The organism is Tenacibaculum xiamenense (assembly GCF_964513065.1).
In the GTDB taxonomy this organism is placed as follows: domain Bacteria; phylum Bacteroidota; class Bacteroidia; order Flavobacteriales; family Flavobacteriaceae; genus Polaribacter; species Polaribacter xiamenense.
Genome location: NZ_CAZEQU010000016.1, coordinates 309,788 through 330,451, shown reverse-complemented (window position 1 = coordinate 330,451; position 20,664 = coordinate 309,788). Strand labels below are relative to the sequence as shown.

The following is a 20,664-nucleotide window of genomic DNA, read 5'->3' as shown; positions in this document are numbered from 1 at the left end:
AACTGTGTTTTAATGCGCTTTAGGCTTTGTTACTTTGTTGTTTTTATTCAATGGTTGTACAGTGTTTTTAATTCAATTTTTAAGTTCTCATTTTTCAAATAGGGTGGTTTTTTATTCAAACCATAAAAGATGTTGTCCGATTCTTTAGTCCAAATACGCAGGTAGTCGCCACTCTTAAATTCAATTTTGCAACCACTTTGAATCGTTTCAAATTCATTCGTGAACTCCTCCAAATATACATTTATCACATTCCCGAAGTTGGATAGTGCATTCGAACTTATGAATTCAACTTCTTTCCATTTATATCTATTATCTTCAATGTTACTTTCTAATATCCCTTTATCTGTAAATCCATCTTTTCTAATAATCAAAGATTCAGCGTTTCCATCACAATCAAAAGTAAATTTTTGTCCATTTGAAAAAATAAGTTTTAATGTTCCCATTGATTCTTCATTTAACTTACCTTCAAAAAAGTATTGTTCTTGAAATGCAGAGTCAATGGTGAGACCTATAAATGATGACAAGTAATCTATATTATCATTATGTGTTTTTGTTTGTTTTTGTCTCATCTTCTCTGATACTGTATAACTAGTTATATCCAAACAAATATAACATTTACACAATTTATACTTCCTGATAACCGAATCTTTTGGGTATCGTTAATAATAATAGGGATTGATATTTAGAAAGTTAAAAAATATGAGTGTAAAGAATAGATAGAAACAAAAAAGCATCAACTAGATGTTGATGCTTTGCCAAAGGTGGTCCCACATGGGCTCGAACCATGGACCCCCTGATTATGAGTCAGGTGCTCTAACCAACTGAGCTATAGGACCTGTTGTTTTGGGTTTGCAAATATATAAACTTTTTTAGAATAACAAACAGTTTTTACACATTTCTATTCATTAAATTCAGTCCAAAATTGCGTAGTGCCTCCTTGGCTTCATCGCTAATAGAAAGCTTGTCAATATACTCAAATGATTTATTTGTGTAGCTTTCAATAAGTTGCTTTGTGAAGTCAGGAATATTGTTGCGTTCAAAGATAGCGGAAACCTGGCTAACTTTTTTCTCAATATTTTTTTCTTCGTTATTATAAAAAGAAATTAAATCTTCTTTATCTGAATCATTAGCAACTTCCAAAGACTTTAAATACAAATAGGTCTTTTTATTCTCAATAATATCACCACCAACTTGCTTTCCGAACGTTTCTGGATCACCAAAAGTATCTAAATAATCATCTTGTAACTGAAAAGCAATCCCTAAGTTCATACCATAATCGTATAAATGTTGCGCTTGTTCTTCATCAGCCTCGGCTACAATAGCACCCATTTTTAAAGCAGCACCAACTAAAACCGATGTTTTTAAAGTAATCATTTTGATATACTCTTCAATAGTAACATCATTTCTAGTTTCAAAATCTACATCTAATTGCTGACCATCACATACTTCCAATGCCGTTTTACTAAATAACTGAGCTAATCTTCTAAAAATAGTCGGCTCGTAATTTTCAAAATACTGATAAGCCAAAATTAACATGGCATCTCCCGAAAGAATTCCTGTGTTAATATCCCATTTTTCATGCACCGTTTGCTTTCCTCTTCTTAAAGGAGCATCATCCATAATATCGTCATGAACTAAGGTGAAATTATGAAAAACTTCAACAGCTAAGGCCGCAGGAAGTGCTTTTTTAAAGTTTCCAGAAAAAATATCAGCTGCAATTAAAGTAAGAATTGGTCGAATACGTTTTCCGCCTAATTGTAAAATATAATCTACAGGTTCGTAAAGGTTTTTAGGTTCTCTTTTAAAGTCTTGCTCGGCTAGATATGCCAAGAAGTCTGAGTGATACTTTAGTAAATCCAAATTTCAAATTTTTGGTAAAAATAAGCTAAACAAAAAGTATAAGCATAACGCTATGTTAAAAAATCGCTAAAACTATGGAAACTTTTTTTGTTTCTAAAGTTTCCTGATGTACATTTGCATTCGAAAAGATGGATAAAAATGGAGGATAAAATTTTAGAAAAATCGGGGGAGATGTTCTTAAACTATGGTTTTAAGAGCGTGACAATGGACGATATAGCTTCTGAAATGGGCATATCAAAAAAGACTTTGTATAAGTATTTTTCCAATAAAGCTGCTTTGGTTGATGCGGCAACGGTTTCTGTTCAAGAGTCAATAGATAAAGCAATTTTATTTATCAAGTCTCAGAATTACAATGCTATTGAAGAAGAATTTACGGTAAAAGCAATTTTTAATGAAATGTTTAAAAATGCTAAAAATTCACCAATGTTTCAGTTGAAGAAGTACTATCCTGAAACGTATGAAAAGCTTATGGAAAGAGAGGTTTGCATTTTTCGAGATTGTAATTTAGATAATCTTGAGAAAGGAATAGAACAAGGACTATATAGAAGTGAAATAAAAAAGGAATTAATCAGCGGATTCTATTTTACCTTAATCTTCGGGATTTTTGAAGGAGATAATGGTTTAGATATGCAAGAAATAATAAAAGCAGAATATGAAGTTTTGGAATATCATGTAAGAGCAATTGCCACTGAAAAAGGGCTTAAAGAGTTAGAAAAACAATTGAAAATCATAAATCAAAAATAGGGAAACAATGAGAAAATACATATACGGTGTATTTGTATTCTTTTTTACGAGTGTATTACTCGCACAAGAAAAAGAGATGCATTTATCAATGCAAGAAGCAATTGATTATGCGATAAAAAATAATTACGATAATAAAGTAGCTGCTAAAAATATTGATGCTGCGAAGCAAAGAAAATGGGAAACAACCACCATTGGATTGCCTCAAATTAATGGTAAATTAGATTATCAAAATTGGTTAAAACAACAGGTGTCATTTTTGCCAGCTGAATTAGCTGGAGGTGAACCAGGGACTTTTGTTCCGGTAACTTTTGTGCCAAAACAAACCATGAACGCTTCGGTTACTTTAACTCAGCTAATTTTTGATGGTTCATATTTAGTAGGATTACAATCAGCTAAAACCTATTTGAAAATATCGGAACAAGCAAAAGAGAAAACGGAATTGGCTACAAGGGAAGCAGTAATTAATGCATATGGGAATGTCTTAGTTACTGAAAAAACTATTTCTATTTTAGAGAAAAATCGTGATGTTCTAAAAAAGAACTTAAATGAAACCGAGAAAATCTATGAGAATGGTTTAACCGAGCAAGAAAATGTTGAGCAGTTACAAATCACTTTAGGGAATGTGGAGAATAACTTGAACAACGCAAAAAGAATGAAGTTCATTGCTTATAAAATGTTGAACATTGCTCTTGGAAATTCTATTGAGAAGAAATTAGTTTTAACCGATACGTTAGATAATTTGGTACTTTCAAATACTGATTTAAGTCTGTTATCTCAGAAGTTTAATGTTGAGAATCATATTGATTTTAAAATGGCTGAAAACGATCGTGAGAGTAAGCGATTGTTGATGAAGTTAGAACAAAGTAAAGCTTTGCCTAGTTTATCTGCTTTTGTGAATTACGGTGCAAATACGAACTCAAACACGTTCACCTTCTTCAATACAAGTCAACGTTGGTTCGATTACTCGTTACTAGGAGTAAGTTTGAATGTTCCAATTTTTAGTAGTTTGGGAAGACATTCGAAAACAGCACGAGCAAGAATTGAACTAGAGAATTCAGAAATCAGAAAAGAAGAGGTTCGTCAAAAACTAAACCTACAAGCTGAATCAGCTAAAAGTGAATATCAATTAAGTATTGAGAATTACGAAACAGCAAAAAAGAATTTAGGATTGGCTGAACGTATTGAAAAGAAACAACAAGTGAAGTTTTTCGAAGGAATATCAACTAGTTTCGATTTACTTCAAGCTCAAAATCAACTGTATTCACAACAAAATAGTTACGTGCAATCCATGCTAAATGTGATTGCCAAAAAAGCAAAATTAGAAAACGCATTAAACTTACCAATAAAATAATCAACTAATGAGAAGGATTGTATCATATATAGTTATTGCTTCAGTTTTAGCTTCATGTGGAAGCAAAGAGCAATCAGTAGAGTCTGTAATAGGTACACAGGATTTACAACAAATTAGAACAAAAAAAGATCAGTTAAGCGAAAAACAACAAGAATTAGCAGCCCAAATCAAGTTGTTAAATGATGAAATCGCTAAGTTAGATACGAGTAAAAAGGTTCCGTTAATTACAACTTTTACAGCAGAAGAAAGCGTTTTTACACATTATTTAGACCTTCAAGGTAACGTTCAAACGAAGAAAAATGTGTTGGTGTATCCAGAAATGCCAGGACAATTAGTAAGAATTTACGTAAAAGAGGGGCAGCGCGTTGTTAAAGGACAGGCTTTAGCTAAAATTGATGATGGAGGTTTAGGACAACAGTTGGCGCAAGTAGAAGCACAAGTAGGTTTAGCGAAAACAACCTATGATCGTCAAAAAAGATTATGGGATCAAAAAATTGGATCTGAGATTCAATACTTACAAACAAAAACAAACTATGAAGCTTTAACCAGATCAGCAAATCAATTAAAGCAGCAATTAGGGAAAAGTGTTATTAAAGCACCTTTCACAGGAATTGTTGATGATGTAATTAAAGAACAAGGTACAGTGGTAGCTCCTGGGCAAGGTTCAGAAGTTTTCAGAGTTGTAAACTTAAGTGATATGTACATTGAAACTGATGTGCCAGAAAGTTATATAAGTTCAATTAAAAAAGGTAAAGAGGTTCAGGTTGAATTTCCAATTTTAGGTAAAACAGTAACATCAAAAGTTCGTCAGGCAGGAAACTTTATTAATCCAGCAAATAGAACGTTTAAAGTTGAGGTGGGAGTTTCAAATAAAGATAGAACTATCAAGCCGAACTTAACTGCTAAACTTAGAATTAACGATTACACAAACCCAAAATCAATCTTAATTCCTCAAAGCATTATTTCAGAAAATGCAAAAGGACAACAGTATGTATATGTTGTAAAAGATGTAAAGGATAAAGTAGGAAAGGCACAACAAGTGATTATTTCTACTGGGAAAACGCAAGGAGATATTATTGAAGTGTTATCAGGATTGGAGGTTGGTGCTCAAATTGTACAAGAAGGTGCTCGTAGCGTAAAAGATAACCAAGAGGTGAAGATATTAGAGGTTGCCAAATAATCATAAAATTGAAGACTAATGACTGAAAAGCAAAAAAAACAAGTAGATAAAGAATTTGGCTTATCTTCTTGGGCAATTGGTAATAAAACGACCATATATGTCTTAATTACATTGATTTTCATTCTTGGGATATCGGCTTTTATTAGCATGCCAAGAGAGAATTTCCCTGAGATTAGAGAAACCAAAATTTATATAAGTTCCATTTATCCTGGAAACACAGCTGAGGATATTGAGAAACTAATTACAGATCCTTTAGAGGATAAATTGAAAACCGTGAGTAATGTGGTGAAGGTAACTTCAACATCACAAGAAGATTACTCGATGGTAATTGTTGAGTTTGATGAGAAAATTTCTGTTGATCAAGCAAAGCAAAAAGTAAAAGATGAAATCGATCAAGAGGTTTCTGGTGAAGATTGGCCAACGTTTAACGGAGCTAAAGTAGAGCCTAATGTTTTTGAATTGAGTCTTTCAGAAGAAATGCCGATTCTTAACATTAATATTTCTGGTGATTATCCAGTAGATAAATTGAAGGAATATGGAGAATACTTAGAAGACGAAATTGAGAATTTATCTGAGATAAAAAAGGTAGACATTCGTGGAGCAGAGGAGAAAGAGGTTGAAATTGCAGTAGATATTTATAAAATGATGGCTGCAAAAGTAAGTTTCCAAGATGTAATTGATGCTGTAAGCCGTGGAAACTTAACTATGTCAGCAGGTAACTTAATTGCTAGTGGGCAAAGACGTACTATTCGTATTTTAGGAGAAATTGAAGATCCACAACAATTGCAAGATTTCGTAGTAAAATCTGAAAGAGGAAATTCGATCTATTTAAAAGATATCGCAATCGTTACTTTTAAAGACAAAGATAAAACTACGTATGCGCGTGAATTTGGTGCTCCAGTGGTTATGCTTGATGTGAAGAAGCGTTCAGGAATGAACATGGTGGAAGCTGCTGAGAAAATTCAAGTAATTGTTGAAGAAACGAAAGCGAACGTATTTCCAACGAATTTAAAGGTTACTGTAGCTAACGACCAATCTTCAAAAACAATTGGTCAGGTTGATGATTTAGTAAACAATATCATTTTTGGAGTTATTCTAGTGGTATTGGTTCTAATGTTCTTCTTAGGATTTAAAAATGCCTTATTCGTAGGGTTTGCAATTCCTATGTCAATGTTCATGTCGTTGATGATTCTAGATTGGTTGGGATACACAATGAATACCATGATTCTTTTCGGACTTATTATGGGGTTAGGAATGTTGGTAGATAACGGGATTGTAGTTGTTGAGAATGTATACCGTTTGATGGATGAAGGAATGTCTAGAATTGAGGCGGCAAAGAAAGGGATTGGAGAAATTGCATTTCCAATTATTATTTCAACATTAACTACAGTTGCGGCATTCGTTCCTTTAGGAATGTGGCCTGGAACAATGGGGCAGTTTATGATTTATTTCCCGATTACCTTATCGGTAGTACTAGGATCTTCTCTTTTTGTGGCTATCTTTTTTAACTCTGTGATGGTATCTCAATTTATGAGTACTGAAGATAAGAGCATGCCATTAAAAAGAATCATAACCTTATCGTCAATTGTTGGAGGTTTAGGATTGCTAATTGTAATTTTTGGAGGAGCTTATAGAGCTTTAGGAACAATCATGTTATTTACAGCGGTTATGCTATGGGTTTACCGAACGGCATTAAGACCGATGGCAAATGCCTTTCAAAATAAAATATTGCCTCGTTGGGAGCGTTTTTACGAGCGAGTATTAAGAGCTGTTTTAAAGGGATATAGACCAATAGTAATTGCAGTACTAACCGTATTTTTATTATTCTTTGCGTTTGGTGGATTTGGAGCTTCTATTGGAAGCCAAAGAACCAAAGTAGAGTTTTTCCCGGATAACACTCCGAACCAGATTATTGTATATATCGAATACCCTCAAGGAACCGATATTGAAAAAACAAATACGATAATGAAAGATTTAGAAGAGCGTGTGTATGCTGTTCTAAATTCTCCAGAGTATGTTGATAATGGATATAACTTCTTAGTAGAAAGCGCCGTTTCTCAAGTAGGAGCAGGTTCTGGAAACCCTCAAACAGATGGAGGTTCTACAGCTGAAATGCCACATAGAGGTAAAATAACAGCTTCTATGAGAGAGTATAAGTTCAGAAGAGGAGCAGATAGTAAAGAACTTCAAAAGAAAGTGACCGAAGCTTTAAAAGGTATTTATCCTGGTTTATCAATTTCTGTTGAAAAAGATGCTGTTGGACCTCCAGCAGGATATCCAATTAATATAGAGTTAGAAGGTAAGGATTACGATGAATTAATCGTTACTGCAGAGAAAATGCGCGATTATTTAAATACCAAGAGCATTCCAGGTATTGATGAGTTGAAGATTGATGTAAATAAATCAAAGCCAGCAATGTTGGTAAATGTTGATAGAAAGAAGGCTGGGGAGCTAGGTGTAAGTTCAGCACAAGTTGGTCAACAATTACGTAATTCTATCTTCGGATCAAAAGCAGGTGTTTATAAAGAAGATGGTGAGGATTATGATATCTATGTTCGTTTCAATAAGGATAATCGTTATAATACAAGTGCTATTTTCAATCAGAAAATTACCTTCAGGGACCCATCGAATGGTCAAGTAAAGACAATTCCAGTATCAGCGGTTTCTGAGCAAAAGAATACTTCAGGATTCAGTGCGATTAAGCATAAGCAAGCAAAACGTATCGTTACTGTGTATTCAGCACTAGCTCCTGGTTACACCGATGCTGCGGCTATTGTGGGTAAAATTCAAAATGAAATGAAATCATTTACTGAAAAACCATCAACCGTAAAAATCGATTATACAGGACAGATTGAAGAACAGGAGAAACAGATGAAGTTCTTGATGGGAGCATTTTTTGCTGGGTTAGGTTTAATTTTCTTTATTCTTATTTTCCAATTCAACTCAGTGTCAAAACCAGCGATAATTATGTTGGCAATCTTCTTGAGTTTGATAGGAGTATTTGGAGGGCTAATTATTACTGCGAAACCTTTCGTAATTATGATGACCATGATGGGAATTATCTCTCTTGCAGGTATTGTTGTAAATAACGGAGTGGTATTGTTAGATTATACCCAATTATTAATCGATCGTAAAAAAGTGGAGCATAACATTGCTGAAAATGATTATGTGAATGTAAATATTTTAAGTGAAGCAATTATTAGAGGAGGTAAGGCTCGTTTACGTCCAGTATTATTAACTGCAATTACCACAATTTTAGGATTAATTCCTTTAGCGACTGGGTTGAATATTAATTTCTATACGCTAGTTTCTGAATTTAACCCACATATTTACGTGGGAGGTGATAATGTTATTTTCTGGGGACCATTAGCTTGGACAGTAATCTACGGATTATTCATAGCTACCTTCTTAACATTAATTGTAGTACCAATTTTATTCTATTTAGTAACTAAGTTTAAAATGTGGTTACGAAGTCTTTAATTAAATTTATTTGTTAACAGAAAAAGCTAAAACAGTAATGTTTTAGCTTTTTTGTTTTTAATAGTTAGCCATTTGATATCATCTAATAGTGATCATGATTGTGTGTAATGTGTTGTTATTTAGTTTTTTGTGTACATTTATAAAAGCGTTTTCTTCTTTTGGAAGAAAATGGGGACTAACATAAATCAACAAAACAACTAACATATGAATCGAAGAAAGTTTGTTAAGAATGGGGCTGCTTTGGGAACACTTTTAACTTTTAGTAGTGATTTACTTGCGAATACCAAATTGGAGAAAAAAGCTGGTAATGAGAATAAATTTCGTTTAAATTATGCACCTCATGATGGTATGTTTAAAGAACATGCAGGAAGTTCTATTATTGACCAGCTAAAGTTTATGCATAACAAAGGCTTTCAAGCTTTTGAAGATAACGAAATGAGAAATCGTCCAGTTTCTGAACAAGAGAATATTGCCAAAACAATGTCTAAACTAGGGATGGATATGGGAGTGTTTGTGGCTCATAAGATTTATTGGAAAGAACCTAATTTAGCAAGTGGAGATAAAACTTTCAGAGAAGAGTTTTTAAAGGATATTAAAAGTTCGGTTGAGGTTGCCAAAAGAGTCCATGCAAAATGGATGACGGTAGTGCCTGGTCATGTGGATTTAAGAAAAAACATGAACTACCAAATGGCAAATGTCATTGAAACACTAAAACAGGCTTCTGAGATATTAGAACCTCATGGTTTGGTAATGGTACTAGAGCCTCTTAATTTCAGAGATCACCCTGGAATGTTTCTTTCTGAGTCTCCCCAAGCTTATGAAATATGTAAGTCGGTAAATAGTCCAGCTTGTAAAATTCTTTTTGATATTTATCACCAACAAATTCAAGAGGGGAATCTTTTACCAAATATAGAAGCTTGTTGGGATGAAATAGCATATTTTCAAATTGGAGATAACCCTGGGAGAAAAGAACCTACTACTGGTGAAATTAATTATAAAAACATTTTTAAACACATTCATAATAGAAAATTTGAAGGTATTTTGGGAATGGAACATGGTAATTCAATAAAAGGAAAGAAAGGAGAGCAATTATTAATTGAAGCTTATCGATCAGTAGATAACTTCTAGTAACTGAATCTCCTTTCATACAGAATGGTTATAGTGATTTTAGCTGGTTTTAAAAATTTTAATCTGGTAAGCGATCTCTGTCTTTTTTAGTTCTATTAAATCGGTAGGTAAAAGTAACAGTAGTGTTTCTTCCCATTCTTCTAAAGCTAGTATTAGAGGTGTAATTTTCACCAGTAATCAATCTTTTTGCAATTCTTGAATCGAAAATATTGTTCATATTTAAGCTTAAAGATGCCTTGTCGTTCCAAAAGTCTTTACTAAAGCCAATATTAGCAAAGTAGATAGATTCATTAAAGGTTTGTCCACTTTCACGAGCTCCTTGATAATTTATACTTGCTTGCACACTGAATTTTGGAAATCTAAAGCGAGAATTTAATCGAGAAGACCATGCGTTATCATTTACATCGTATAATCCTTTTTGTTGGTAGGTAAAATAATTGAATTCACTTGATAATCGTAACCATTTAAAAGGAGAGTATCGTAAGGCAAGTTCAGCTCCAGCTCTGTTTTCTGTACCTGAGTTTACAGGCATTGAAACTAATGCTCCATCAGATTCTATGAATATTTGCGTTTCAAATAAATTGGTAGTTCTCTGAAAATAGATCGATGGATTTACGGTAAACTTATACCATCTTTTTAAGGTTCCAAGCTCAAAAGAATTGGTATACATTGGATTTAAATCTGGATTTCCTATTCGGTAGTTTCTACGGTCAGAGTACCCTCCAAATGGATTTAACTGCCAGAATCTTGGACGACGTATTCTTCTACTATAGCTTAACTGTAAATTAGTCGCTTCCGTAAAATTGTAAGTTAAGTGAACAGTTGGAAATAAGTCGGTATATTTTTTATCTGTAGTAAAAAATCCTTTTGTATCAGTACTTCCAGTATCTGAGTGTTCAGCTCTTAACCCTAATAAATATTGAAACTTATGTTCTCTATTTCCATATTGAATGTATGCACCATAGATACCTTCATTGTATTTTAACAGGTTGTCAAATCTGTCAATAACGTTACCATTATCCCAAACCGTATAGTCGCTATCAATATTTCTAACTTCTCCTTTAAGACCTACTTCAACATATGATTTTGGAGTAATAGGTATTTTGAAGTCAGACTGGAAAAGAAAATCTTTACTACTTTCAATATCACGAGACGCTAAATTTCCAGTAGTTACTTCGGTAGGGAAAGTTTGACTTTCTTCAATAAACTCATTTTCGTCATCATTCCAAAATTCGTACTGAAGATTTACGGTAAGTTTTTGTCCCTTTTTATCGAATGTTTTGATGTAATTTAACTCTAATTGATTGGCTTTTTGGGGCTCTCTGTAACTTTCACGATTAAATAAACTTTCGGTTAACTCCCTGTTTTTATCCAAACTATTAAAGTAATAATCGGTATTTCGATAACTTACATTGCCTCTATGATAATAGCTTAATGTTAAGGTGTTAAAATCATTAATGTAATAATCACTTCCAAAATAGATGTTTAAAACCTTGTAGGTAGATTCAGTTTCTGTAGTTCTTTCTAAAAAAGACTCAATTTCATTATTGTTAAAGTCGGTTCTGAATAATGAGCTGTTTCCGTTAAAAGAAATATGGCGGTATCTAAAATTAGAGAACAAATTGAACTTTTCCTTTTTGTAATTCACATTATAATTGATACCATGATTATCAGGAATTCCCGAGGTTAATTGAAGAGAGCTGCCAAAGCCTCCAACTTTATTCTTTTTCAAAATAATGTTAATGATACCAGCGGTACCTTCTGCATCATATTTTGCGGATGGATTTGTAATTACTTCTATTTTTTCAATACTTTCTGAAGGAATTTGTTCTAGTCCGTTATTATTGGTTAACACTGATGGTTTTCCGTTAATAAGGATTCGGACACTTGGATTTCCTCGTAAACTGACACTTCCTTCGGCATCGACATTTACCGAGGGAACATTGTTTAAAATATCGTTTACGTTACCACCTTTCGATAGTAAATCTTTTCCTACATTAAATACACGCTTATCCAATTTATATTCAGTGGTTGATTTTTCTGCAATAACTTGAACCTCTTCTAAAGCTTCTGCATCTTCCTCTAAAAAGATGGTTGGGAGGCTCATGCTTTTTGTGAAGTTTACATTTTTATTTATGCAATTTTTGAATCCAATAAACTCTACTTTTAGATTATAGGTTCCTGGTTTAAGAGATAAGGAGAATTCACCATTTTTATTGGTTGATTCGCCAGTAATAATTTCATTGCTCAAAGGGTTGGTAAGAATTACTGTAGCATATTCTAATGGAATATTTCCCGCTTTTTCAAGAACTTTTCCTTTAATAGATATCTGTGCAATGCTCACAAAGGTGGTAAGAAATAATAAAGTAAATAGTTTGTTTTTCATTCTGTAATAAATTAACTGCTGTTTGAGGAGCAAATATGAGTGGACTTACTGGGCACTTTTGAGAGAGTAGATGAATGTATTGGAATAATCGACGTATTCAAAAAATTGGCAAGAATCCTATATTCAGGGGGTAGAACATAGGTTTTAGACGAAAAAAAAGGAAGTTCGTCTTTTTTAACAAAAATTGAGGGTTGAGTTTCTATTTTTGTTGTTATGAATAAATTTAACGAAGTTATTTCCTTTTTTCAGAAGAATAGAATAGCAAGGCATATATTATTTTGGTTATGTGTAGTAATGGTGACTGTTCCTAAAGGTTTACTTGAACATCATGAGTCTGTTTTTAAGCTTTCCGTGTACAATACCAGTTTTTTGGTGAGTCAGATTTTGGCGTCTTGTTACTTTGCCTATTTCGTTATTCCTAAATTTATTTTAACGAGAAAGTATGTCGTAGCTGCTTTACTATCGTTTTTAGGATTGTATTTTTTTAGTGCGCTGGCAAGAATAGTAATGGTTCATATAGCTGAACCGATTGCACGTGAAGGAGTTTTTGTACAAGAAACGATAGTTCAAATTTTAAGTGATTTAGAGAAATTGTTTATTCATTATATGCCTCATGTTTATTCTGCGGTTTTGGTTTTTTTATTTGTTAAATATTTTTCGGATTATCGAAAGGTGAAGGAAAAGGATCTAAAATTCCAAAAAGAGAAAAGTGAAAATGAATTGAAGATGTTAAAAGCTCAATTGAATCCACATTTCTTGTTTAATACTTTAAACAATATCTATACACTGGCTCTTAGTAATTCTCCAAAAACGGCGGCCTCAATAGGAAAGTTGTCGGAAATTTTAGATCATGTTTTATATAAGTGTAATGATAAGTATGTAGCTTTATCAGATGAAATTGAGCTTTTAGAAAATTACATAGAGCTAGAAAAGTTGAGGTATGATGAACGTCTTAAAGTTACCTTTGAAAAGGAGTTAAATAGCAATCCCAAAATACCACCATTAATTTTGCTATCATTAGTGGAAAATGCTTTTAAACATGGAGCTGGAGAAGACAGTGGGTCTCCTGAGATTAACATAAAAGTGGTTAGTAATGGAAATGAATTATTTTTTTTAGTTGCAAATACTGTTTCGGTTGACTATGTCGTAAAAAAGGAAAGTATTGGTTTATCTAATATTCGTAAACAATTGGATTTGGTATATCTTGATTTTTACGATTTAAATGTAGAAGTGAAAGACAACTGGTTCAATGTTGAGTTGAAAATAAATCAATTAGAAATTAAATAATTTGAATTGATATGAAAGTAAGATGTTTAATAGTAGATGATGAGCCTCTAGCGGTTCAATTAATTCAAAAACATATTGAAAGAATCGAGAGTTTAGAGGTTTCCGAAACCTGCAATAATGCCTTGAAGGCTTTCGAAATTTTAAATACCCAAGAAATAGATTTAATGTTTTTGGATATAAAAATGCCTAATATAACAGGATTAGACTTTTTAAAAACAATAAAGAATCCACCTAAAACTATATTTACCACGGCCTATAGAGATTATGCAATTGAAAGTTACGACTTGGAGGTAGTGGATTATTTATTAAAACCGATCACTTTTGAACGTTTTTTTAAATCTGTAGATAGGTTTCTAAGAGAGGGTAGAAAAGGAGTATCTGAGATAGAAGTCAAGCCAGAGGAGAAAGCGTTTAAGTTTTTTAAATCAGGTAATAAACACCATAAAGTTTTTTTGGATGATATTTTATATGTTGAGAGTTTGAAGGATTATGTTAGAATTCACCTTGTAAATGACAGACGCATTGTAGTAAAGTATAAAATAGGTGACTTAGAAGAAGATTTGAAGGTGCACGATTTTTTACGAATTCATAGGTCATATATTATTAACAAGAAAAGGATATCAGCATTTACATTGAACGAGATTGAAATAGATTCTATAGAAGTTCCTATTGGAGCAAGTTATAAGGAAGAGGTAGTCTCTTTTTTGAATACTGTAAAGGAGCTTTAAATCACATCTAAATTAATATTTATATACTAGAATGAAGAAGGTTTTTACAGTAGAAGAGATAAAGAGAAAGATGGAGCAATACTGTGTATATCAGGATCGATGTCATAAAGAAGTAGAGACAAAATTAAAAGAGTATCAACTAATTCCTCAAGCTCGAGAATTAATATTGTTGCATTTATTTGAGCATAACTTCTTAAATGAAGAGCGTTTTTCCAAGAGTTTTGCGAGGGGAAAGTTTAGAATAAAGAAATGGGGAAAGGAAAGAATCGTAAGGGAGCTTAAACTAAGAGATATAACTTCTGCAAATATTAAAATAGCTTTAAAAGAAATAGAAGAGGAAGACTATATAGGCACTTTAAATGAACTAGTGGAAAAGAAGAATCTTTTAATAAAAGAAAGTAACCTTTATAAACGAAAGAAGAAGTTGTTTGATTACCTTAAATATCGAGGATATGAAACGGAATTAGTTATGGAGGTTATTAATGTTATAATGAAAAAACCTCTTTAATATAAAATTACATTAAAGAGGTTTTATAATGGTTAAGCAAAAACTTGGCTTAGTTCAAAACCAATTTCTTAGTTGCTACTTTATTATTTGTTTTTAAATTAAGTAAATAAATACCTTTTGTAAAATTACTTAAGTCAATGTTGAAGTTATTGTCTGAAATATTCTTCTTGGTAAGAATAGTTTTACCAGTAATGTCATAGATAGAGAAGTCCATGTTTGCTCCTTCCGATTTCCATCTAACGTTGAAAATACCTTCTGAAGGATTTGGTGAAACTAATACATTATCTAATAATTGGATATCTCCACTAGATAAAGTACCCTCAATAACTAAATCATCGATTACAGCACCTTCTTCACTAGTGTTGGTGTCAGCATGGAATGCAAATCTAAATACAATTTCAGTTTCACTCTGTAGACTAGCAAGATCATAACTGTAATCATGGTTTGTTGCGTTTGTTCCTCCTAGAGAGTTAACATCTTCTCCTTCTCCTGTCCATTGTTTACCAGGTAGAGGATTGTTTTGAGGTGTTGTTGTTCTGTTGCTATTATACCAGTTAGGGTCATTGGCAGTTCCCAAGATGTCCCAAGATAAACCTTTGTCTGTTGAATATTCCACTACCATGTAATCAAACTCTTGTTCAATATCAAATCCCATTTTAAACCTTAAAATTGGGTTAATAACATTAGATAGGTTATAATATTTTGTATATAGATATCCCGTAGTATTATCAGGGTGATTACCTGTAAGTTTTGTAGAATACGCTTTAGAACCACTTGGAGTTTGTAATAATGTTTTATTTACAGAACCAAGTTCCCACATACTGTTTTCTGTTAACAACATATCGTTGTCATTTTCAAATGAGTTAACTGTTGTGGGAGTTTCGTTCAATTCATTGACTAAAAACGAAGCTTCTGAGCTATTATTGCTGCTAAAAGCATCATCGGTTATTTCTACAGTAATATTTAGTGAGTGCTTCCCTAAAGATAAATTTTCAGAAGGAAGAGTCACTTCTGTAGTTTGTTCAGAACTTAGTGAACCAGTCCAGTTTTCAGTTATTAAATTACCGTTATCATAGCTATATTTTATAGTAGCATTGGTGATAACATCCGTACCTTGGTTTTTAATAATTAGTTTTGGAGTTATGGATTTTGATGTAGTTACCGTTCCATCCAAAGGTGCTTGAATTGAGATTAGCTTAACGTCATTTTGAGGTAATTGTCTAGGGATATCACTAACGAAAATACCTCTACCATAGGTGGCAGCATAAAGTTTAGCTTCCTCAATATTAATTTCTAGATCTCTTACTTGCGTATTAGGTAATCCATTGTCAAATGTTTGCCACTCTGTTAGGTCATCATTGATATAGTAAACACCTAAGTTCGTTCCTAAATAAACAGTATTGTTTCCACTTCTTTCATAATGTTTTATTACATGTTTACTTTCTGAAGGAAGATTTCCTGTAATGTCTGTAAATACTCTATTTGAGTCTTTGATATTGGTACACTTGTATACTCTTGACGGGGTCGAAGGAGCAACGGGATTCGGTGTTGTTGTAACCCAAATGGTATTAGAGTCAGTATTACTTATTTCAATTGAACTAACAATACCTCCTCCAAAAAAGAAAGGAATAAATGTAAAAGTGTTCCCTTTATCCAAGCTTATATAAAGGTTAGAGTCTCTTGATGTTAAGATAAAGTTGTCGTCATTAGGGTCAATCTCGATATTATCAAGATCTCCACCAAATGAAAAGTCAGAAACCTTTTCCCAAGATCTATTATTTAATTTGTAAAATTTACCAAAACCTGCAAATAGTTCCCCTGAACTATTCATAGCCATTGGTGTAATCCATTCTCCACCGTTATCATTAGGACCAGTTTCATCGCTTGGTGCGGCAACCGAATATGAAAGTGTTTTCCCTCCATCTTGAGAAACGAATAATGTATTACCGTATTGCATAAAACCATAAAATATCCCAGGATTATTGATGTCTACTGTGCCTTCCATTCCATCTCCCCCATGATAGTTATACCATTTATCATCTGTTAAACCGAATCCTCCATTGTCTTGCAAACCACCAGCAATTGTATGAAGTTTTTGCTGAGAAATGGAGATTTTGTAAAACTGACTTATGGCAATATTCTTTGTTAAATCTGTAAAAGTTACTCCTTCATTAGTAGAAACAAAAATACCTCCGTCAGTTCCAGCAAAAAACTTACCATCTATAAATCTTAAGAAGTGTATATCTGCATGTGTATAACTAGGACCATCAAATACATTCCAAGAATTGATTCTTCCAAATGAGTTTCCTCCATTAATAGATTTCCATATATCTAAAACACCAACATAAACGATATCGGCATTTGTAGAAGAAACTGTTAAGGCAAGGTCAAACCAAGCTTGAGTACTATCAAAAATATCTCTAGTTTCAGCTGTTTTAGTGAAGCTCTCTCCACTATCAGTTGATTTATAGATTCCGTTGAAAGCATAATTAGAACTCCTAGTTTTTGCACTAACAATATAAATATAATTGGCATTGGCAATAGTAACATCCATCGTCATTCTACCCGATCCAGTTAATCCAGGGATTGTTTTTTCAACAAAATTTTCCCCTCCATCGGTAGATTTATAGAACTTTTCACTTGATAACGCATACCATGTGTTTGAGTCACCTGGTTTCATTTTAAGATCAATTATATTTCCGCTTAACTTAGTGGTCCAATTGGTTCCACCATCGGTTGTTTTTTGTACTCCAGTACTGGTCGCAACTAAGACAGTTTCAGGGCTGTTAGGATTGATGTATATTTCATTAGCTGAATTTGGTGTCCCAGGAACATCCCCTGTATTTTGCCATGTAGAACCACCATCAACTGACTTCCAAATACCAACGCAATAAGAGTCATCGGCGTCATCATCTCCTGTTGAAATATAAATAATATCCGAATTTGTAGGGTGAATAGCAATACCTGAAACACCAATTTGAGGTAAATAGTCAGTTAAAGGTGTCCAGTTCAAGCCAGCGTCACTAGACTTCCATAAGCCTCCAGCTGGTGAACCAACATAATAGACATCGGAATTATTAGGATCGACAGCTATGGCGTTTACTCGCCCTTGTCCCGTTCGTTTGAAGGTTCTAGAACCAAAAGTATTTGAGTTATCATAAGGTCCCAAAGGTTGCCAATTACCATTATTATTAGGAGATCTATTACTCATGTTTCTTTTTGCTCTCCATGCGTTCCATAAGTCTTCAGGAGGAGCAACAGTTCCATCTGATCTCAAATATTTAGATAGATTGTCCTCCCATCTCTTAAATGGTTTGTAACCACTTCCTTTTTTATCCTTATCAATTGCTTCAAAGTATTGTTCAGCAGTTTCTAACATGTTTTTAAAGGAGTTGGAAGATCTCTGTTGGTCATTTTTCATCCACGGGGTGTTAGATTGAACTTGTCCGTAGAAAGAAAAAGGTGCAACTAGCAGTAGTAAAAAAGTAATTGTTTTCTTCATTCTGTGTAAATATATAATCCAAAAACCAATTGTAAAATAATACAAGCGACTAGGTTTTTGGAAGGTTTTCCTAAGTATAGTAACAGGTTAAATTAAATTAACCCGACTAAATTAACGCATTTTATTGAAAATACTGTCCAATTTAACAGAATTATCAAATGATTTCTTGCGGAAAGTATGTTCAATTTTTGAATTTAAACTGTTAAATGTGGAAAACACATTCTTTACCTGTAGGTCTATTTCTCTTACTGTAATAGCTGGTATATAGGTCATATCAGCCAATCTTAAAACTTCATTTTGGAAAACGTTAATTCTGGCTTTAAAAGCTGGAACCTTTAATTCTTCAATGTCAATACTATCTTTTGCCAGTTTCGTAAGTTGTTTCAGTTCTAAAGCATTGTTTAAAGCTTCACGAGAAGAGATTTCTTTATAAATTTTTAAAAAGTCTTTTAAGTCCGAATATTCTTTCCATGATTGAATATTTTTTAAAGAGAGACTATCAAGAGTTTTCAAGGTATGTTTTTTTATAACATCCATTTCTGAGTTTGTAATTGCTTCTTGCTCAGAGCTCTCTTTTTTTTGAGATGTACAAGAACTTAACAAAACAATTATCATAAAACCCAAAAACTTTCGAAAATATACCTTATTCCTCATGGATGTAAAAATACGGCTTTCAAAATGTATACCAAATCTCTTAGAAAATTTTATGCTTTTATTAATACTGAAAAAAGCACATTTTTCTTTTGTGAAATCTTAAATTTAATACTTTTGTAGGGGCGTATTTTTGAATAATTAATAATGAATAAAATATTAATCATAGGTGCTTGCGGGCAAATAGGGACAGCGTTAACTGAAAAATTGAGAGAAGACTATGGAAATGAAAATGTTATAGCTTCTGATATAAGAGAAGGAGGGAAAGAAATGATGGAATCAGGTCCTTTTGAAATTGTTGATGCGACGAGTAAAGAGCGGATTTTAGAAGTTGTCAAGAAGCATGAAGTAAAGCAAGTGTATTTAATGGCAGCTATGCTTTCGGCTACTGCTGAAAAATACCCTCAGAAAGGATGGGAGCTAAATATGACGTCATTGTTGGCTGTTCTAGACTTAGCGAAAGAAAAATATATTGATAAAGTTTTTTGGCCAAGTTCAATGGCTGTGTTTGGAAGTACTTCTCCGAAAATTAATACTCCTCAGCAAACAATAATGGAACCAACTACTGTTTATGGTATAAGTAAGGTAGCCGGTGAGCATTGGTGCAACTATTATCACGAAAAATATGGTGTTGATGTTAGGAGTATTCGTTACCCAGGTATTATTAGTTGGAAATCTTTACCAGGAGGTGGAACAACAGATTATGCAGTGGATATTTACTTTGAAGCTTTAAAAAAAGGTAGTTTTGAGTGTTTTTTATCTGAAGATACAAGATTACCTATGATGTATATGGAGGATGCTATTGATGCAACAGTAAATATTATGAAAGCCAATCCTGAGTGCGTTAAAACAAGAACTTCTTATAATCTTGCAGCTATTAGCTTTACACCCAAAGAAATTGCACAGGAAATAAAGAATTATATCCCAGATTTTGAAATTACTTATAAGCCTGATTTCAGACAGGATATTGCAGATTCTTGGCCTAGAATAATTGATGATTCAGCAGCGCGAAAAGATTGGGGATGGGAGCATGCCTATGATTTGACATCAATGACAAAAGATATTATCACAAATTTAAAAAAGCACGAAGAATTACTTTCGTAAGAACTATTTAAGTTCCACGTCTAAGTTTATGCAATTGTAACATTAGTAACTGATAAAAGTATTTTTGATAGGTACTTTTGTGTAAAAAGATAGAATAGATGAAAAACATAATAGAGAATAGTTTACAAAAGGCAATATCTTATAACGAATATAGATCTTTAGTTAGTAGTCTTATAAAGGAAGGCAAATCGACTGGGGAAGTACAGTCAGAAGATTTGTTAAATTATAGTATCTTAAACGATAAGAGAATGAATCGTTTAGATAAAACTATAAAGATTTCAGATGATGCCAAGATTAAAGTGCAAGATTCAGAAAAAGAACAAACATGGTTAGTACTAACAGAAGGGTGGTGCGGAGATGCAGCACAGAACATTCCAGTCATCCATAAACTTGCAGAAGAGAATTCTAAAATTAATTTGAAGTTTGTATTAAGAGACGAGAATCCAGAGTTGATGGATGAGTTTTTAACTAATGGGGGGAGGGCTATTCCAAAGCTTATTGCATTAGATAAAGATAAAAATGTAATTGGCACTTGGGGACCTCGTCCGAGCGAGGCTACATCGATGGTGAAAGATTATAAAGAAAAAAATGGAAAATTAGATGCAGAATTCAAAAAAGATTTGCAAATTTGGTACAACAAAAATAAAGGTAGAAATACCGAAGAGGATTTATTATCGTTATTCAACTAATTAAAATTAAAAGTTACACTACCGTTTGATGATTCTGTCATCAAACGGTTTTTTTATATCATAATA

15 protein-coding genes and 1 tRNA gene are annotated in these 20,664 nt (G+C 32.9%); 10 read left to right on the top strand and 6 right to left on the bottom strand.

Features of this window, described 5'->3' with window-relative positions:
- Positions 1 to 47 precede the first annotated feature (47 nt).
- The 3 genes from ACKTTV_RS08185 to ACKTTV_RS08175 all read right to left on the bottom strand — a co-directional run bounded on the left by ACKTTV_RS08185 (position 48) and on the right by ACKTTV_RS08175 (position 1,860).
- Complete coding sequence (locus ACKTTV_RS08185) at positions 48 to 569, bottom strand: hypothetical protein (protein ID WP_408030340.1); 522 nt, start codon at positions 567 to 569, stop codon at positions 48 to 50.
- A 193-nt stretch (positions 570 to 762) separates the two neighbouring features.
- A tRNA-Ile gene (locus ACKTTV_RS08180) sits at positions 763 to 836 on the bottom strand.
- A 52-nt stretch (positions 837 to 888) separates the two neighbouring features.
- On the bottom strand, positions 889 to 1,860 hold the full coding sequence (locus ACKTTV_RS08175; RefSeq protein ID WP_408030339.1) for a polyprenyl synthetase family protein: 972 nt from the start codon (positions 1,858 to 1,860) through the stop codon (positions 889 to 891).
- Positions 1,861 to 1,998: 138 nt separating this feature from the next.
- Between ACKTTV_RS08175 and ACKTTV_RS08170 the strand changes: the two genes are divergently transcribed.
- The 5 genes from ACKTTV_RS08170 to ACKTTV_RS08150 all read left to right on the top strand — a co-directional run bounded on the left by ACKTTV_RS08170 (position 1,999) and on the right by ACKTTV_RS08150 (position 9,743).
- Positions 1,999 to 2,604 (top strand): TetR/AcrR family transcriptional regulator, encoded by a 606-nt coding sequence (locus tag ACKTTV_RS08170; protein ID WP_408030338.1) that lies wholly within the window; start codon positions 1,999 to 2,001, stop codon positions 2,602 to 2,604.
- Between the two features lie 7 nt (positions 2,605 to 2,611).
- Positions 2,612 to 3,955, top strand: a complete 1,344-nt coding sequence (locus ACKTTV_RS08165; RefSeq protein WP_408030337.1) for a TolC family protein — start codon at positions 2,612 to 2,614, stop codon at positions 3,953 to 3,955.
- 7 nt (positions 3,956 to 3,962) lie between these two features.
- A complete protein-coding gene (locus ACKTTV_RS08160; protein ID WP_408030336.1) occupies positions 3,963 to 5,135 on the top strand; it encodes an efflux RND transporter periplasmic adaptor subunit in 1,173 nt (390 codons plus the stop codon).
- Positions 5,136 to 5,153: 18 nt separating this feature from the next.
- On the top strand, positions 5,154 to 8,615 hold the full coding sequence (locus tag ACKTTV_RS08155) for an efflux RND transporter permease subunit (protein WP_408030335.1): 3,462 nt from the start codon (positions 5,154 to 5,156) through the stop codon (positions 8,613 to 8,615).
- Between the two features lie 204 nt (positions 8,616 to 8,819).
- Positions 8,820 to 9,743, top strand: coding sequence for a hydroxypyruvate isomerase family protein (locus tag ACKTTV_RS08150; RefSeq protein WP_408030334.1), 924 nt, complete (start codon positions 8,820 to 8,822; stop codon positions 9,741 to 9,743).
- Between the two features lie 58 nt (positions 9,744 to 9,801).
- Here ACKTTV_RS08150 and ACKTTV_RS08145 read toward each other — a convergent pair whose 3' ends face one another.
- Positions 9,802 to 12,129 carry a TonB-dependent receptor domain-containing protein gene (locus ACKTTV_RS08145; RefSeq protein WP_408030333.1) on the bottom strand — a complete coding sequence of 776 codons (2,328 nt, stop codon included), beginning with the start codon at positions 12,127 to 12,129 and terminating at the stop codon, positions 9,802 to 9,804.
- A gap of 213 nt (positions 12,130 to 12,342) precedes the next feature.
- Here ACKTTV_RS08145 and ACKTTV_RS08140 point away from each other — a divergent pair, with 213 nt between their 5' ends.
- The 3 genes from ACKTTV_RS08140 to ACKTTV_RS08130 are packed head-to-tail and all read left to right on the top strand — an operon-like array spanning position 12,343 to position 14,652.
- Entirely contained in the window at positions 12,343 to 13,416 is a 1,074-nt protein-coding gene (locus tag ACKTTV_RS08140; protein WP_408030332.1) for a sensor histidine kinase, read from the top strand.
- Positions 13,417 to 13,427: 11 nt separating this feature from the next.
- On the top strand, positions 13,428 to 14,144 hold the full coding sequence (locus tag ACKTTV_RS08135; RefSeq protein ID WP_408030331.1) for a LytR/AlgR family response regulator transcription factor: 717 nt from the start codon (positions 13,428 to 13,430) through the stop codon (positions 14,142 to 14,144).
- 31 nt (positions 14,145 to 14,175) lie between these two features.
- A complete protein-coding gene (locus ACKTTV_RS08130; protein WP_408030330.1) occupies positions 14,176 to 14,652 on the top strand; it encodes a regulatory protein RecX in 477 nt (158 codons plus the stop codon).
- A 49-nt stretch (positions 14,653 to 14,701) separates the two neighbouring features.
- On the opposite strand, the gene ACKTTV_RS08125 is transcribed toward ACKTTV_RS08130, so the two are convergent.
- Together ACKTTV_RS08125 and ACKTTV_RS08120 are read right to left on the bottom strand one after the other, a co-directional pair.
- Positions 14,702 to 18,154 (bottom strand): T9SS type A sorting domain-containing protein, encoded by a 3,453-nt coding sequence (locus ACKTTV_RS08125; protein WP_408030329.1) that lies wholly within the window; start codon positions 18,152 to 18,154, stop codon positions 14,702 to 14,704.
- A 111-nt stretch (positions 18,155 to 18,265) separates the two neighbouring features.
- Complete coding sequence (locus ACKTTV_RS08120) at positions 18,266 to 18,769, bottom strand: hypothetical protein (protein WP_408030328.1); 504 nt, start codon at positions 18,767 to 18,769, stop codon at positions 18,266 to 18,268.
- A 183-nt stretch (positions 18,770 to 18,952) separates the two neighbouring features.
- On the opposite strand from ACKTTV_RS08120, the gene ACKTTV_RS08115 reads away from it, so the two are divergent.
- Positions 18,953 to 19,909, top strand: coding sequence for an NAD-dependent epimerase/dehydratase family protein (locus tag ACKTTV_RS08115; RefSeq protein WP_408030327.1), 957 nt, complete (start codon positions 18,953 to 18,955; stop codon positions 19,907 to 19,909).
- Between the two features lie 98 nt (positions 19,910 to 20,007).
- Positions 20,008 to 20,598 carry a thioredoxin family protein gene (locus ACKTTV_RS08110; protein WP_408030326.1) on the top strand — a complete coding sequence of 197 codons (591 nt, stop codon included), beginning with the start codon at positions 20,008 to 20,010 and terminating at the stop codon, positions 20,596 to 20,598.
- Positions 20,599 to 20,664: the final 66 nt, after the last annotated feature.